This window comes from Pseudomonas citronellolis (genome assembly GCF_001586155.1).
GTDB lineage: Bacteria > Pseudomonadota > Gammaproteobacteria > Pseudomonadales > Pseudomonadaceae > Pseudomonas > Pseudomonas citronellolis.
Window position 1 is genome coordinate 2,220,679 of record NZ_CP014158.1, and the last position, 15,158, is coordinate 2,235,836.

The window sequence follows — 15,158 nt, forward strand, 5'->3', positions numbered from 1 at the left end:
GTTATAAAGCGGCACTTGCTTTGTCAGTTGGCAAACCAGCACCTGCTTTTGCTTACACCTAACACATAGAAACATACTCAACAGAAATAAGGGGACTTAGAGTGAACAAGTCGGAACTGATCGATGCAATTGCCGCATCTGCTGATATCCCGAAAGCTGTTGCCGGTCGCGCTCTGGACGCGGTAATCGAGTCCGTCACTGGCGCCCTGAAGGCGGGTGACTCCGTCGTACTGGTTGGCTTCGGCACCTTCGCTGTCAAAGAGCGTGCTGCCCGCACCGGTCGCAACCCGCAAACCGGCAAGCCGATCAAGATCGCTGCCGCTAAGATCCCGGGCTTCAAAGCCGGTAAAGCCCTGAAGGATGCTGTCAACTAAGCGTCTTTCTGGACTTGACCTGTCCGGTCCGGCCTAGCGTCGGATCGGCCGCGGAGCGGCGCTCGGGATGGGTTACCATCCCGCATCGCCGGGGGTCGCGGGCCTAGCCCGCTAGCTCCGCCAGTTGCGAGAAGGCGCATCCTCGGATGCGCCTTTCTCATATCCGCATCTTAAATACCCACGCCTCGCCGACACTGACGGCAGGTGCGTGGCCGCTTTTGGGGGCCGCATGCTGCAAAACATCAGGGACAATTCCCAGGGCTGGATCGCCAAGACCATCATCGGTGTCATCGTCGTGCTGATGGCGCTGACCGGTTTCGATGCCATCATCCGGGCTACCCATCATGAGAATGTCGCTGCCAAGGTCAATGGCGATGACATCAGCATCCCCGAGCTGCAGCAGGCTCAGGAAATGCAGCGCCGCCAGCTGCAGCAGCGCCTGGGCAAGGACTTCGACGCCTCGACCCTGGACGACAAGCTGCTCAAGGACGCCGCACTCAAGGGCCTGATCGAGCGCAAGCTGCTGCTCCAGGCCGCACAGAACGACAAGTTCGCCTTCACCCAGCAGCAGGTCGACCAACTGATCCTGCAGACTCCCGAATTCCTGGTCGACGGCAAGTTCAACGCCGACAAGTTCGACCAGGCGCTGCGCCAGAACGGCTACACCCGCATGCAGTTCCGCCAGATGCTCGAGCAGGAAATGCTCATCGGCCAACTGCGCGCCGGCATCGCCGGCTCCGGCTTCGTCACCGACAACGAGCTGCAGGCCTTCGCCCGCCTGGAGAAGCAGACCCGCGACTTCGCCACCCTGACCTTCAAGGCCGATCCGTCCAAGGCCAAGGTCGAGGACGCCGACATCAAGGCCTACTACGACGCCCACAAGGCCGAGTTCATGAGCCCGGACCAGGTGGTGATCGACTACATCGAGCTGAAGAAGTCGTCCTTCTTCAACCAGGTCGTCGCCAAGGACGAGGACCTGCAGGCCCAGTACCAGAAGGAAATCGCCGGTCTCTCCGAGCAGCGCGACGCCGCGCACATTCTCGTCGAGGTCAACGCCAAGCAGACCGATGCCCAGGCCAAGGCCAAGATCGAAGAGATCAAGGCGCGCCTGGCCAAGGGCGAGGACTTCGCCAAGCTGGCCAAGGAGGAATCCAACGACGTCGGCTCCGCCAACAGCGGCGGTGACCTGGGCTATGCCGGCCGTGGTGTCTATGACCCTGCCTTCGAGGACGCGCTCTACGGCCTGAAGGCCAAGGGCGATGTGTCCGAGCCGGTGCGTACCCAGTACGGCTGGCACCTGATCAAGCTGCTGGGCGTGCAGGCGCCGGAAGTCCCGAGCTTCGCCAGCCTGAAGCCGAAGCTGGAACAGGACCTGAAGAGCCAACTGGTGGAGCAGCGCTTCGTCGACGCCACCAAGCAACTGGAAAGCTCCGCCTACGAAGCCTCCGACCTGGCCCAACCGGCCCAGGAACTGGGCCTGAAGGTCGAGACCAGCAAGCCCTTCGGCCGCGAAGGCGGCGAGGGCGTCGCCGCCAACCGCCAGGTCGTCCAGGCTGCCTTCAGCACCGAGGTGCTGGAGGATGGCGCCAACAGCGGCGCCATCGAGCTGGACCCGGAAACCGTGGTGGTGTTGCGCGTCAAGGAGCACCACAAGCCGCAGCAGCAGACCCTGGAGGAAGTCACCGCTTCCATCCGCGAAGTGCTGCAGCGCCAGCATGCAGCCGATGCCGCCAAGGCACAGGGCGAAGCCCTGCTGGCAGGCCTGCGCGATGGCAAGACGCCGCTGGCCCAGGCCCAGAACGGCCAGACCTGGAAAGTGGTGGAGGCCGCTTCCCGTGGCCAGGACGGCGTCGATCCGCAACTGCTCCAGGAAGTGTTCCGCATGGCGCGTCCGGTCAAGGCCGAGCAACCGACCTTCGCCGGCGTGACCCTGGGCAATGGCGACTACGTGCTGATCCGCCTGAACGGCGTCAGCGAGCCGAACGCCACCCTGAGCGACCAGGAGAAGGCCATGTATCGCCAGTTCCTCGCCTCGCGCAGCGGCCAGGAAGACTTCGCCGCCTTCCGTCGCCAACTGAGCGACAAGGCCGAGGTCGAGAAGTACTGATCCATCGGCTGTGAGAAAAGGCGGAGCAGGGTGACCTGCTCCGCCTTTTTCGTATCCGCCGCATACCGACGCCATCCCATGTAGGCGCGAGCCGTGCTCGTCTGCAACGTAGGAGCGGACCTTGTCCGCGATAGCCGGACGATCCGGCGCGATTCGCGGATGAGATCCGCTCCTACGCTGCCCCACCCACGCGATTTCAATTGTAGGAGCGCGCCCTGCGCGCGAAATCGCGGGCAGGGCCCGCTCCTACAGGGTGCCTTGAGGCCCGGCATTCCCACCCGTAATTCGATCTCGATCGGTGGATAACGCCGCAGCGTTATGCGCCCTACGGGGCCGCTACGTAGGATGGGTTGAGCGAAGCGATACCCATCGCCATGGCCGCATGGACTGCCTCATCCTTCCCTTCGTGGCGAGCCTCAGCCGAAGCGGTAGATGTCCATGCCCAGGGCGCCCAGGGTGAAGCCAGCGTGCTCGACGTGCATGGCGGGGCCGCCGGCGCCGCGGGCGAAGTACAGCGGCAGCAGGTGTTCGTCGCTGGGGTGGTTTCGCGTTGCCGACGGTGCCTGCTGGCGATAGTCGAAAAGCGCGGCTTCGTCGTTGCTCGCCAGCTTCTCGACGATCCAGTCGCGGAAGGCCCGGGCCCAGGGTTCGACCACGTCGGGGCCGGCGTGCCAGTCCAGTTCGCCGAGGTTGTGGGTGATGCTGCCCGAGCCGATGAGCAGGATGCCTTCCTCGCGCAACTGGCGCAGGGCCTTGCCGACATGGTCCTGCAGGCGCGGACCGAGGCGGCTGGGCAGCGACAGCTGCAGCACCGGGATGTCCGCGGCCGGGTACATCAGGCTCAGCGGCACCCAGGCGCCGTGGTCCAGTGGCCGCTCGGCGTCCAGGCTGGCCGGGATGTTCTGGCTGGCCAGCAGTTCGACGACGCGTTGGGCCAGCTCCGGGGCGCCGGGCGCGGGGTACTGGACCTCGTAGAGGGCGCGGGGGAAGCCGTAGAAGTCGTGCCAGGTCTCCGGCCGGGGATTGGCGGTGACGCGCAGGTCCGGCGTTTCCCAGTGCGCCGATACCACCAGGATCGCCTTCGGCCGGGGCAGCTCGGCGGCCAGGCGCTGGAGAGGCGCCGCGCTGGCACCGGGCTCCAGCGCCAGCATGGGGGAGCCGTGGGATATGAACAGGGTGGGGAGCATGGAACACCTCCAGGGGAATGGCGTTATGTTCCCGCTGGGATAGATCGAAATCCAGTATGGGTTTTCGACCATAACAATCCGTTAATTCGATGCCATCAAGCTGTGCCGCGAAGCGACGGTCGGGCGGAACCTGGATGGCCAGTGGCCGCTCCAATACCAGCGGTCGCTCTCGACTGTGACGGGGTCGAGGCGTTTTTGCCGGCTGCGTCGCAAAGCCATCTATTCTCGGAAAAGAGCCACAGCAAGTTGCGGCTTGCGTCTCTTTGGCTGAGGGGCGGGGGTGAGGATAATTCGCGCCCCGCGGTGCAGTCGTCGTTTCCAGCGTTCGAGGTTCCATCCATGCAAGCCTTCAGGCAAGAGCTGATCCTTCGGGAAGGCGATCGTTTCGTGCTCGACGACGGTACCGAACTCATCGTCCGCCGCATCCGCGCGGGGCGGGTGAGCCTGGGGGTGGTCGAGCAGCGCGAGCAGGCCGAGCGCCACGGCTGGCTGCACTGGCCGCTGCGGCCGGCGTTGCTGCGCGGTCGCTAGCGGCAGACGCCCGGCTGGGCGATCATGGGCATCCGGCGGAGCCGCTCCGCCGATTCCGTGCAGGCAATCCGGCCTGCACCGCAGCAGGAATGGAGCCCATGCACGAAGACTTCTGGCAGGCGCGCTGGTCGCGCAACGAAATCGGTTTCCACCTCGCCGAGGTCAATCCCTACCTCGTTCGTCACTGGCCGGCGCTGGCCCTGCCAAGGGGCGCGCGCGTGCTGGTGCCGCTGTGCGGCAAGTCGCGCGACCTGGTCTGGCTGGCGGAGCAGGGCTACCGGGTGCTGGGGGTGGAGCTGGCCGAGCGTGCGGTGAAGGATTTCTTCGCCGAGCAGGGCTGGCAACCCGAGGTGGAGCAGCGTGGCGCGCTGTGCTGTTACCGGTATGGCGCCGTGGAAATCCTCCAGGGCGACTTCTTCGACCTGACGGCCGAGCACCTGGCCGATTGCCAGGCGCTCTACGACCGGGCCGCGCTCATTGCCCTGCCGCCGGACATGCGCGAGGACTACGCGCGGCACCTGTCCACCATCCTGCCGCGGCCGCTGGATGGGCTGCTGGTCACCCTGGAATACCCCCAGGAGCAGATGTCCGGACCGCCGTTCGCGGTGCTGGCGGATGAAGTGAGGGAGCGCTTCGCGCAATGGCAGGTCGTGGAGCTGGAGCGCCTGGATGTGCTGGGCGAGAACTGGAAGTTCCTCGACCGCGGGGTGAAGCGCCTGGAAGAGGTGGTGTTCCGGCTGCACCGGGACTGAAAGAAGAAGGGCGGCCCCAGGGCTAATGCCAGTCAGTTAAGCTGACTGGCATTTTCATTTTCGTGTCGAATATTTTGCTGGTCGCTGCTTCACCGTTCTCGGGAACCAGCGATCAGGTCGCCGATGAGGTAGGACATACTGCGCCGCTGAGGCCTGCAAATCTGCCAGAAATCCTGGCAAGTTACCGGGATGGTTCAGCGACGTGCCATGCAGCAAGCCCAGGATTGCCCAACTGCAGGCGGTAAAACTCATTTCGCATGGGTATACCCCCGGGCACTGCCTCGACATCTGTACCATCTGATAACGTAACAGGTTGTAGCCCAGCAGCACGCCCCACAGTTCTTGCGCAATCATCTCCGGAGTCTTGCTTCTCAGGGTGTATTCGCCGCCCAAAAGTCCTTGCTTGATCTCCCGATAGCCCAGTTCGATTTCCCAGCGCTGACTGTAAAGATCGACGATCTCATCGCCAGGGAAACGCAGCGGATCGGTCATTGAGGTCAAGACGCTCACCACCTTTCCTTTGATCGTTTTGCTCAGCAACCTCGCTCGAATTTCCAACGGCAAGTCTGGCCATTGTTTGCGAGCCTGAGGCGATGTACGCAGAACGACCTGGGCATCATTGCGCCCAAGCTTGTGCTCTACCTCATACTGAGTGCCCTTTTTCAAAGGGATCAGCCAGTGTCGATGCTCGCCGTGCGATTGCCAGTGATGCAGCAAGCCCAACGAGTAGAAACCTTTGTCGAACAGGGTCAACGAATGATTCGGCGTGGTGGCGATCAGCTGTTCTGCCAGCTTCATTTCGCTACTGTGATAGCCCTCGAAAGTGCTGCTTATCAGTAGATGGCTGGTCAGCTCCATCTGACAGACCATCCGAACTTGAGGAAAGCTGCCGTCACCATGCTGGTTGGTCGCGCTGCCGTAGCACGCACGATTTTCTGCGGTATCAGGCGTATTCCAGACAACGCCGTCCACGCCAAGCAGCGTCAATCCCAACCACTGCGGATGTTTGGTTTCTTCGTGCCATCGCTGCTGGGTCAGCGTAAAGACTTCGCGTACAGCTTCGCTACCCAGCCGCTGCCGCCCTTGCACAACAGCGCTGGGCGCCACCAGCGGCCGCTTGTCCGGTAGCATGATGTCCATGTGGTTCACGACATCCCAAGCCGACATCCGGCGGAACAACGCCATGCCGATGATGCACCACACCAGGCTTTCAAGCGGAAGACGACGCTTGCGAATGGTCGAGACACCTGCAGTCTCGAAAGCCTGTTTCACGATGTCTGGATCGAGCAAAGCTCCCAGCCCCTCCAGCGCATGAGGCCGCGATGCCATTTCGTGAGTGAGGGACAGGGCTTGTGACAGGCGCATAAAAAATCCGATGCTCGTTTCCAAGCATCGGATTTTGCGGCCTGCAGACTAAAGGTCAATGTGTCAGCCTTAACTGACTGGCATTAGCCCCAGGGCCGCCCTTGTTTCATCAGCGCGCGTTGCGCAGCGCCTCGATGCGTTCTTCCAGCGGCGGGTGGCTCATGAACAGGCCGGCGAGGCCGTGCTTGAGGCCGCCGTTGATGCCGAAGGCGGTCAGGCTGTCGGGCATGTGCACCGGCACGCCCTGCTCGGCGCGCAGGCGCTGCAGCGCGGCGATCATCGCATTGCTGCCGGCCAGGTGGGCGCCGGCGGCGTCGGCGCGGAACTCGCGGCGGCGCGAGAACCACATGACGATGATGCTGGCGAGGATGCCCAGCACCAGTTCCGCGACTATGGTCGCGATGTAGTAGGCCGGGCCGCGGCCTTCTTCGGTCTTGAACACCGCCTTGTCGACGAAGTTGCCGAAGATGCGCGCGAAGAACATGACGAAGGTGTTCACCACGCCCTGGATCAGCGCCAGGGTGACCATGTCGCCATTGGCCACGTGACCGATCTCGTGGGCGAGCACCGCGCGCACCTCGTCCGGCGAGAAGCGCTCGAGCAGGCCCTGGCTGACGGCCACCAGGGCGTCGTTGCGGTTCCAGCCGGTGGCGAAGGCGTTGGCCTCGTAGGCCGGGAAGATCCCCACCTCGGGCATCTTGATGCCGGCTTCGCGCGAGAGCTGCTCGACGGTCTGCAGCAGCCACTGCTCGTGGCGGGTGCGCGGCTGGCTGATGATTTCCGTGCCGGTGGTGGTCTTGGCCATCCACTTGGACAGGAACAGCGAGATGATCGAGCCGGCGAAGCCGAAGACGGCACAGTAGACCAGCAGCGCTTGCAGGTTGAGGTCGACGCCGTTGGCGGCCATGACCCCGTTGAAGCCGAGCAGGCTCAGGGTGATGCTGGCGACGAGCACGACCGCCAGGTTGGTGGCCAGGAACAGCAGGATGCGCATCATGGGTAAGACTTCTCCTCGCGACTTGGGCGCACGGCGCGCAGGGGCGCGCCGGTGCCCCGGGCGTGCGCGCTCCGGGGCCGGGCTGGATTATGCGGGGTATATACGGTCGGCCCCTAGGCGATTCAACGTGGGGACTATTTCAAACTATGTCTCTTTTTCCACGCCAGCGCATTCGAAGAGTAGCCGGGCCAGGCGCGAGATGCGTTCGCTGTGCGCATCGGCCAGCGCGTCGCGCAGTTGCTGCGCGAGGGTGGCCTGCTGGCGCCGCACGCTGGCGGGCAGCTGCGCGTCGTCATCGCTGCCGCGGGGCAGGGCGCGGCTCAGGCGCAGGAAGCCCTTTTCGCTGAGCACGGCCTGGTCCAGGGCTTCGTGGCGGATGCAGCTGTCGTAGCGCAGGTAGCCTTCCTCGGCCAGCCACAGCAGCGCGCCCAGGCAGGCCTGGTGACGCTTGCTGGGCAGGCCGAACTCGTCGTGTTCCTCGCGGCCGATGAGGTCTTCCACGTACAGGGCGATCTTGCGCGGGAAGGCCTGGTAGAGCAGGAGCATCCCGGCGGCGGCGTCCTTGTAGAAGTCGTCGATCTGCAGGTCCATGGTTACTGACGATAGCTGCCGAGGAAGTTGCCGATGCGCCCGATGGCCTGCTCCAGGTCGTCGACGCGGGGCAGGGTGACCACGCGGAAATGGTCCGGCCACGGCCAGTTGAAGGCGGTGCCCTGGACGATCAGCAGTTTCTCCGAGAGCAGCAGGTCGAGGACGAACTTCTCGTCGTTGTGGATAGGGCAGACCTTGGGGTCGATGCGCGGGAAGGCGTAGAGCGCGCCCATGGGCTTGACGCAGCTGACCCCGGGGATGTCGTTGAGCAGTTCCCAGGCGCGGTTGCGCTGTTCCAGCAGGCGGCCGCCGGGTAGCACCAGGTCGTTGATGCTCTGGTAGCCGCCCAGGGCGGTCTGGATGGCGTGCTGGCTCGGCACGTTGGCGCACAGGCGCATGTTGGCCAGGATGTCCAGGCCCTCGATGTAGCTCTGCGCCTTGTGCTTGGGCCCGGAGATGGCGATCCAGCCGGAGCGGAAGCCGGCCACCCGGTAGGCCTTGGACAGGCCGTTGAAGGTGAGGCAGAGCACGTCCGGCGCCAGGGAGGCGGTGGAGATGTGCACGGCCTCGTCGTAGAGGATCTTGTCGTAGATCTCGTCGGAGAAGATCACCAGGTTGTGCTGGCGCGCCAGTTCGACGATGTCCAGCAGCACTTCCTTCGAGTAGACCGCGCCGGTGGGGTTGTTCGGGTTGATCAGCACCAGCGCCTTGGTGTTGCTGGTGATCTTCGCCTTCATGTCGGCGATGTCGGGGAACCAGTTGGACTGCTCGTCGCACAGGTAATGCACCGGCTTGCCGCCGGCCAGCGACACCGAGGCGGTCCACAGCGGGTAGTCGGGGGCCGGGATCAGCACTTCGTCGCCGTTGTTGAGCAGCGCCTGCAGGGCCATGACGATCAGCTCGGAGACGCCGTTGCCCAGGTAGATGTCCTCGATGCCGACGCCTTCCACCTGCTTCTGCTGGTAATACTGCATCACCGCCTTGCGCGCGCTGAACAGGCCCTTGGAGTCGCTGTAGCCCTGGGCCGTGGGCAGGTTGCGGATGACGTCCTGGAGAATTTCGTCAGGGGCTTCGAAACCGAACGGCGCCGGGTTGCCGATGTTCAGCTTGAGGATGCGATGGCCTTCCTCTTCCAGGCGTTTGGCGTGCTTGAGCACCGGCCCGCGGATGTCGTAGCAGACGTTGGCGAGCTTGTTCGATTTGCTGACCTGCATGATGTGGCGTTCCCGAAATGAAGGTTCCCGCGCTCCGGCCCTGGCTTGGCAGGCTGTAACGCGGGTGACAGACTGGCGTCTATACGAGGTGCGGAATGTCGCGCGTCCTGGCGGTGAAACTGAAAAAACGCCTGGTTAACGGAGAAACGAACGAAAAAAAGCCCATAAAAAGGCTTTTTTATCGTCGATGATCCCTTGTGCGGCAGATTCTGCATCCAACGATGACGTCACGCATCATACGTGCGGCCCGTTTCCCGCGAAAGGGCGCGGACGGGCTTTTTTCAAGCTTGCGAGGTACAGCGATGGAAAAGATCGAGAAGCCCCTGGAAAGCTGGCGCGAGGAGCTCGACGAACAGCAGTTCCACATCTGCCGCCTGGGCGGCACCGAGCGTGCCTTCACCGGCGAGTACTACGCGACCAAGACCCCCGGCATCTACCACTGCGTGTGCTGCGGCGCGGCGCTGTTCGACTCGGACGCCAAGTACGATTCCGGCAGCGGCTGGCCGAGCTACTTCCAGCCGGTGTCGAAGGATGCCATCGCCGAACTGGAAGACTTCAGCCATGGCATGCACCGCATCGAGGTGCGCTGCGCCGCCTGCGAAGCCCACCTGGGCCACGTGTTCCCCGACGGGCCGCGGCCGACCGGGCTGCGCTACTGCATCAACTCGGCTTCGCTGAAGCTGGTGCCGCGCGACGAGGCTTGAGTGACGCAAGGCCCGCCGGTCGTCGGCGGGCCTTTTTTCGATGCAAATAAATTGTGTGCAATTTAATTGCGAGCTATCTTGATCATTCCCACTTTCCTGGAGCCGGTTCCATGAGCGACGCACTGCTGGATATCCCCTGCACGACCATCAAGGGCGAGCAGAAGACCCTGGCCGATTTCGGCGGCAAGGCCCTGCTGGTGGTGAACACCGCCAGCCAGTGTGGCTTCACCCCGCAGTACAAGGGCCTGGAGGCGCTGTGGGAGAAGTACCGCGACAAGGGCCTGGTGGTGCTGGGCTTCCCCTGCAACCAGTTCGGCAAGCAGGAACCGGGCGACGAAGGCGAGATCTCGCAGTTCTGCGAGCTGAACTTCGGCGTCAGCTTCCCGCTGTTCAAGAAGATCGACGTCAACGGCGCTGACGCCCACCCGCTCTACGTGCAGTTGAAGAAGCGCGCGCCGGGCGTGCTGGGCAGCCAGGGCATCAAGTGGAACTTCACCAAGTTCCTGGTCAGCCGCGACGGCAGCCAGGTCAAGCGCTTCGCCCCGTTGACCAAGCCGGAGGAGCTCACCGCCGAGATCGAAGCGCTGCTTCGATGAGCCGCCGCGAACCGGAACAGGCGCTGCTGCTGGACAACCAGCTGTGCTTCCGCCTGTACGCCGCCTCGCGGGCGATCATCCGCGGCTACCGGCCGATGCTCGATGCGCTCGGCCTGACCTACCCGCAGTACCTGGTGATGCTGGTGCTGTGGGAATGGCAGGACAAGCCGCCCGCGCAGCCGACCGTGAAGGCCCTGGGCGAGCGCCTGATGCTCGACTCCGGCACCCTGACGCCGCTGCTCAAGCGCCTGGAGCAGTTCGGCCTGGTGCAGCGCCGGCGGGCGCGGCAGGACGAGCGCGAGGTGCACCTGGGCCTGAGCGGGGAGGGCATCGCCTTGCGCGAGAAGGTAGCGCCGCTGCGCGAGGCGCTGCTGTGCGCCAGCGGCCTGGACCTCAATGCGATGGATGAGCTGCGCGGACGCCTGGACGACCTGCTCGGGCAACTGCTGGCGCTGGAGCCGTAAGGCGCCGCCGGCCTCAGGCATCCAGCCGGGGCTGCGCCCAGCGCTCCAGCATCGCCGCCATCTCGTCGCGGTGGAAGGGCTTGGCCAGGTAGTCGTTCATGCCGGCCAGGCGGCAGCGCTCGCGCTCGTCGGGCAAGGCGTTGGCGGTCAGGGCGATTACCGGCAGGTCCTTCCAGCGCGGCTGCTGGCGGATCAGGCGGGTCGCCTCGTAGCCGTCCATCACCGGCATGTTGCAGTCCATCAGCACCAGCTCGAAGTCTTCCTCGGCCAGGGCATCCAGGGCCTCCTGGCCATCGGCGGCGACCCGCACCCGGCAGCCGAGCTTCTGCAGCAGGCCCCGGGCCACCAGTTGGTTGACCGGGTTGTCTTCCACCAGCAGCACCCGCGCGGCGAACTGCTCCGGGGCCTCGCCCGGCAACTGCCGCTGGGGCTGTATGGCCGGGCGGCGGAGGGCCTGCTGCAGGGCCTGGTGCAGGGTGGCGCGGCTGAGCGGGCGGGCCAGTTGGCGCAGGGGCGCCAACTGCTGCGCCAGTTCGGCCTCAAGGAAGCTGCCGTAGGCGGTGACCAGCAGCACCGGGCGGTCCTTGAGGTGCTGGCGCAGGCCGACCAGGCAGTCCGGGCAGTCGGACACCAGCACGTCCAGCTCCACGCCCAGCAGGCTGGCGTCGATGTCCAGGCGCCGGTAGTCCAGGCCCCAGCGTGGCAGCCAGGTCTGCAATAGTTCAGCCAGACCGCTGCCGGACGGGCATTGCGCTACCACCTTGCCGCTCAGGGGCTCCAGCGCCTGCGCGGGGTCCAGAGCGGGCAGCGGCAGGGTTGCGGCGAACTCGCTGCCCAGGCCCGGTTGCGAGCTGACGCTCAGCTCGCCCTGCATGGCCTCGCAGAGCTTGCGCGTCAGCGCCAGGCCCAGGCCGGTGCCGCCGAACTGGCGGGTAATGCCGGCATCCGCCTGGGTGAAGGGCTGGAAGATGCGCTGCAGGGCGTCGGCGGCGATGCCGATGCCGGTGTCGCGGACGCTGATGCGCACGCCGTCCTCCCAGGGCTCGACGCGCAGGTCGACGCGGCCCAGGCGGGTGAACTTGAGGGCGTTGGAGAGCAGGTTGCTGACGATCTGCCGCACCCGCGTCGGGTCGCCTTCCAGCTGCGCCGGCAAGTCGGGGCTGACCAGGCAGGTCAGCTCCACCGCCGGGGCGGCGTTCTGCGACAGCAGGCTGGCGGTGTCCTCCACCAGGGTGGCGAGGTCGAAGGGGATTTTCTCCAGCTCCAGTTGGCCGGACTCGAACTTGGACAGGTCGAGCACGTCGTTGAGCAGGTCCACCAGCACCTTGCCCGAGTCGTGGGCGATGGACAGCTGCTGGCGCTGCTCCGGGCTCAGCGGGCCGTCCAGGGCCAGGCCGAGCATGCCCAGCAGGCCGTTGAGCGGGGTGCGGATCTCGTGGCTCATGTTGGCCAGGAAGGTGGCGCGGGCCTGGGCCATGTCCAGGGCGTTGAGGCGGGCGCGCTCCAGTTGCTGGTTGGACTGCGTCAGGCGGGCGTTGGCCGCTTTCAGCTCGGCGGTGCGCGCCGCCACTATGTTCTCCAGCTCGGCCAGGTAGCGGGTCAGGCGGTCCTCGGCCTCGCGGCGCTGTTCCATCTCCACGGCGATGTGGCTGAGCTGGCGGTTGGTCACCTCCACCAGCACGCCGATCTCGTCGCGCTCGTGGCCCTGGGGGCAGGGCAGGCGCAGGCGCGTGGGCGAGCGCGGGTCGTGGCGGGCGAGCACCTCGATCAGGCTCACCAGCGGCTTGGTCAGCAGGCCGTAGAACAGCACCAGGAGGATCAGCGACAGCAGCAGGCTGCGGACGAAGCCGGAGATCAGCGTCATGCCGGCGCGGCGCAGGAAGTCGTTGCCGAAGACGAAGGTGTCGATCTCCAGGCGCAGCACGCCGAGGGACTCCTTGGGTTGGTGCTCTATATACAGCGGCTCCTCGTAGACGCGCATGTGCCCGAAGAGGAAGTCGCTGAGCGGGCGCAGGCGGCTCTCCGCCGGTGGCCGGCCGGCGCTGGCCAGGGCCACGTCGGCGCTGTCGATGATTTCCGCGCGGATCACCGCCGGCGAGCGCAGCAGGCCCACCACCAGTTCCTGGGCCAGTTCGGCGTCGATGTTGTAGGCGATGCGCGCCGCCGGGTTGTGGCTGACGTCCAGCAGGGCGCGTACTTCGCGGTTGATGGAGGCGTCCTGGCTGGCATAATCGACGCCCACCTGGATGAGGCTGAGCAGGGTGCCGAGGATGAAGGCGACCAGCACCGTCAGGCTGGCCTGCTTGAACGAGAGGCGATGGGTGAGCGCAATATCCATGAGGTGCGGTACTTCGCCTCGAGAAGGCTTTCCAGGCGCGTAGCATAGCCCAAGCCGGCAGGCTGTCGGCAGAGGCGATGCCATCCATGTGACATGACCGAACGACAGCGTCGCTACGCTGAAGATCCCAGGGAGAAAGCCGTGGATTCCCGTCTGAATGATTTCCTGGCCCGCGCCGAAAGCGTGCTGGCCCGGCTGGAGCCGTTGCTCCCGGCGCTGCGCGAGCCCATCGACTGGCAGCGCTGCCTGGCCGCCCGTTGGCACCGCGATGGCCGCAGCGGCTACCTGCAGGCGCTGCAGGTGAGCCTCGACCTGCGCCTGGACGACCTGCTCGGCGTCGACAAGCAGCGCGAACAGCTGGCTCGCAACACCCGCCAGTTCGTCGCCGGCAGGCCGGCCAACCACGCTTTGCTGTGGGGCGCCCGGGGGACCGGCAAGTCCTCGCTGGTGCGCGCGCTGCTGGCCGAGCTGGCCGGCGACGGCCTGCGCCTGATCGAGATCGAGCGCGACCACCTGGCCGACCTGCCGCGGGTGGTGGAGCAACTGCACGGGCTGCCGCAGCGCTTCGTGCTGTTCTGCGACGACCTGTCGTTCGACGCCGGCGAGGGCGACTACCGGGTGCTCAAGAGCGTGCTCGACGGCTCGCTGGAGCAGGCCCCGGACAACGTCCTGCTGTACGCCACCTCGAACCGCCGCCACCTGGTCTCGGAGAAGCAGAGCGACAACGAGAACTGGAAGATGGTCGACGGCGAGCTGCACCCCAGCGAGGCGGTGGAGGACAAGATCGCCCTGTCGGATCGTTTCGGCCTGTGGCTGTCGTTCTACCCCTTCACCCAGGAGCACTTCCTGGACGTGGTGCGGCACTGGGTGGAAGTGCTGGCCGGCCGTTCGGGGCTGGCCTTCACCTGGGACGAGCCGCTGGAGAAGGAAGCCATCCGCTGGGCCCTCGGGCGCGGCAACCGCAACGGCCGCTGCGCCTATCAATTCGCCCGCCAGTGGGTGGGCCGTCAATTGCTCGAAGGAGAAGAACCATGATCGACCTGCAACAGACCGGCGCCGGGCTGGGTGGCTACGCGCTGCTGGCGGCGCAGGCCGAAGCGCTGTTCGCCGACGAGCGCGACTTCATCGCCAACGCCTCGCAGTTCGCCGCCCTGCTGTTCCATGAGCTGGGCGACCTGAACTGGGCCGGCTTCTACCTGAACAAGGACGAGGAACTGGTGCTGGGCCCGTTCCAGGGCAAGGTGGCCTGCGTGCGTATTCCCTTCGCCAAGGGCGTGTGCGGCGCCGCGGCGCGCACCCGCCAGACGCAGCGGGTGGAAGACGTGCACGCCTTCCCTGGGCACATCGCCTGCGACAGCGCCTCCAACAGTGAGTTGGTGGTGCCCCTGGTCAAGGACGGCCGGCTGATCGGCGTGCTCGACCTGGACAGCCCGAGCGTCGGCCGCTTCAGCGCCGAGGACCAGGCCAGCATCGAGCGCCTGGCCGAGATCTTCCTGCGCCTGACCGATTGCTGAGGCACGAATTGTAGGAGCGGGCCCTGCCCGCGAAATCGCGCGCAGGGGAATGGCATCGGCGCTCGGGCTTTCCCCTCACCCCAGCCCTCTCCCGGAGGGAGAGGGGGCAGTACGTGCCGGTTGGGAGTGAGGTTTCAGCCGGAGAATCCTTACTCTCCGGCTAACTCCAATCTCCCCGAGCACGCCGAACGGTCCCCTCTCCCTTCGGGAGAGGGTTAGGGTGAGGGGGCCGCAGGCCTGCTCGCTCGATTCCGTGCCCCTATGCGCTTCGTGAGGCACGGCATTTCCCCCGCACCTGTAGAGCGGGCCCTGCCCGCGAAATCGCGCGCAGGGCGCGCTCCTACAGGGGAATGGCATCGGCGCTCGGGCTTTCCCCTCACCCCAGCCCTCTCCCGGAGGGAGAGGGAGCCAGTCCGTGCCGAGA

General features: G+C 65.6%; 15 protein-coding genes. 9 read left to right on the forward strand and 6 right to left on the reverse strand.

Annotation, left to right across the window (positions count from 1 at the left end):
- Positions 1 to 101 precede the first annotated feature (101 nt).
- A complete protein-coding gene (gene hupB, locus PcP3B5_RS10110) occupies positions 102 to 374 on the forward strand; it encodes a nucleoid-associated protein HU-beta (protein WP_003087931.1) in 273 nt (90 codons plus the stop codon).
- Positions 375 to 603: 229 nt separating this feature from the next.
- Positions 604 to 2,481 carry a SurA N-terminal domain-containing protein gene (locus tag PcP3B5_RS10115; RefSeq protein ID WP_061561169.1) on the forward strand — a complete coding sequence of 626 codons (1,878 nt, stop codon included), beginning with the start codon at positions 604 to 606 and terminating at the stop codon, positions 2,479 to 2,481.
- 416 nt (positions 2,482 to 2,897) lie between these two features.
- Here the strand turns inward: PcP3B5_RS10115 and PcP3B5_RS10120 are convergent, their stop codons facing one another.
- Entirely contained in the window at positions 2,898 to 3,668 is a 771-nt protein-coding gene (locus PcP3B5_RS10120) for a DODA-type extradiol aromatic ring-opening family dioxygenase (RefSeq protein ID WP_058488992.1), read from the reverse strand.
- Positions 3,669 to 4,007: 339 nt separating this feature from the next.
- Between PcP3B5_RS10120 and PcP3B5_RS10125 the strand changes: the two genes are divergently transcribed.
- Both PcP3B5_RS10125 and PcP3B5_RS10130 read left to right on the forward strand, forming a co-directional pair.
- Positions 4,008 to 4,199: a hypothetical protein gene (locus tag PcP3B5_RS10125; RefSeq protein WP_009623417.1), complete on the forward strand. Its 192-nt coding sequence runs from the start codon at positions 4,008 to 4,010 to the stop codon at positions 4,197 to 4,199.
- Between the two features lie 98 nt (positions 4,200 to 4,297).
- A complete protein-coding gene (locus tag PcP3B5_RS10130; RefSeq protein ID WP_061561170.1) occupies positions 4,298 to 4,951 on the forward strand; it encodes a thiopurine S-methyltransferase in 654 nt (217 codons plus the stop codon).
- A gap of 54 nt (positions 4,952 to 5,005) precedes the next feature.
- Here PcP3B5_RS10130 and PcP3B5_RS10135 read toward each other — a convergent pair whose 3' ends face one another.
- The 4 genes from PcP3B5_RS10135 to PcP3B5_RS10150 all read right to left on the reverse strand — a co-directional run bounded on the left by PcP3B5_RS10135 (position 5,006) and on the right by PcP3B5_RS10150 (position 9,118).
- Positions 5,006 to 6,316 carry an IS4 family transposase gene (locus PcP3B5_RS10135; RefSeq protein ID WP_061561171.1) on the reverse strand — a complete coding sequence of 437 codons (1,311 nt, stop codon included), beginning with the start codon at positions 6,314 to 6,316 and terminating at the stop codon, positions 5,006 to 5,008.
- A 109-nt stretch (positions 6,317 to 6,425) separates the two neighbouring features.
- Complete coding sequence (gene htpX, locus PcP3B5_RS10140) at positions 6,426 to 7,313, reverse strand: protease HtpX (protein ID WP_009623413.1); 888 nt, start codon at positions 7,311 to 7,313, stop codon at positions 6,426 to 6,428.
- 144 nt (positions 7,314 to 7,457) lie between these two features.
- Positions 7,458 to 7,904, reverse strand: coding sequence for a hypothetical protein (locus PcP3B5_RS10145; protein ID WP_009623411.1), 447 nt, complete (start codon positions 7,902 to 7,904; stop codon positions 7,458 to 7,460).
- A 2-nt stretch (positions 7,905 to 7,906) separates the two neighbouring features.
- Positions 7,907 to 9,118 carry a pyridoxal phosphate-dependent aminotransferase gene (locus PcP3B5_RS10150; RefSeq protein WP_009623409.1) on the reverse strand — a complete coding sequence of 404 codons (1,212 nt, stop codon included), beginning with the start codon at positions 9,116 to 9,118 and terminating at the stop codon, positions 7,907 to 7,909.
- A 302-nt stretch (positions 9,119 to 9,420) separates the two neighbouring features.
- Between PcP3B5_RS10150 and msrB the strand changes: the two genes are divergently transcribed.
- From msrB to PcP3B5_RS10165, 3 genes are all read left to right on the forward strand, one after another.
- The gene (gene msrB / locus PcP3B5_RS10155; protein WP_009623407.1) at positions 9,421 to 9,822 is read left to right on the forward strand and encodes a peptide-methionine (R)-S-oxide reductase MsrB; all 402 of its coding nucleotides are present in this window, start codon (positions 9,421 to 9,423) and stop codon (positions 9,820 to 9,822) included.
- 110 nt (positions 9,823 to 9,932) lie between these two features.
- Positions 9,933 to 10,418: a glutathione peroxidase gene (locus PcP3B5_RS10160; RefSeq protein WP_043267143.1), complete on the forward strand. Its 486-nt coding sequence runs from the start codon at positions 9,933 to 9,935 to the stop codon at positions 10,416 to 10,418.
- Complete coding sequence (locus tag PcP3B5_RS10165; protein WP_061561172.1) at positions 10,415 to 10,882, forward strand: MarR family winged helix-turn-helix transcriptional regulator; 468 nt, start codon at positions 10,415 to 10,417, stop codon at positions 10,880 to 10,882. Before PcP3B5_RS10160 ends, PcP3B5_RS10165 begins: the two co-directional genes overlap by 4 nt.
- Before the next feature lie 13 nt (positions 10,883 to 10,895).
- Here PcP3B5_RS10165 and PcP3B5_RS10170 read toward each other — a convergent pair whose 3' ends face one another.
- Complete coding sequence (locus PcP3B5_RS10170; protein WP_061561173.1) at positions 10,896 to 13,220, reverse strand: hybrid sensor histidine kinase/response regulator; 2,325 nt, start codon at positions 13,218 to 13,220, stop codon at positions 10,896 to 10,898.
- A 141-nt stretch (positions 13,221 to 13,361) separates the two neighbouring features.
- Between PcP3B5_RS10170 and PcP3B5_RS10175 the strand changes: the two genes are divergently transcribed.
- Together PcP3B5_RS10175 and PcP3B5_RS10180 are read left to right on the forward strand one after the other, a co-directional pair.
- Positions 13,362 to 14,255, forward strand: a complete 894-nt coding sequence (locus PcP3B5_RS10175; RefSeq protein ID WP_009623402.1) for an ATP-binding protein — start codon at positions 13,362 to 13,364, stop codon at positions 14,253 to 14,255.
- Positions 14,252 to 14,734, forward strand: a complete 483-nt coding sequence (locus PcP3B5_RS10180; protein WP_043267136.1) for a GAF domain-containing protein — start codon at positions 14,252 to 14,254, stop codon at positions 14,732 to 14,734. The genes PcP3B5_RS10175 and PcP3B5_RS10180 overlap by 4 nt, the downstream gene beginning before the upstream one ends.
- Positions 14,735 to 15,158 lie beyond the last annotated feature (424 nt).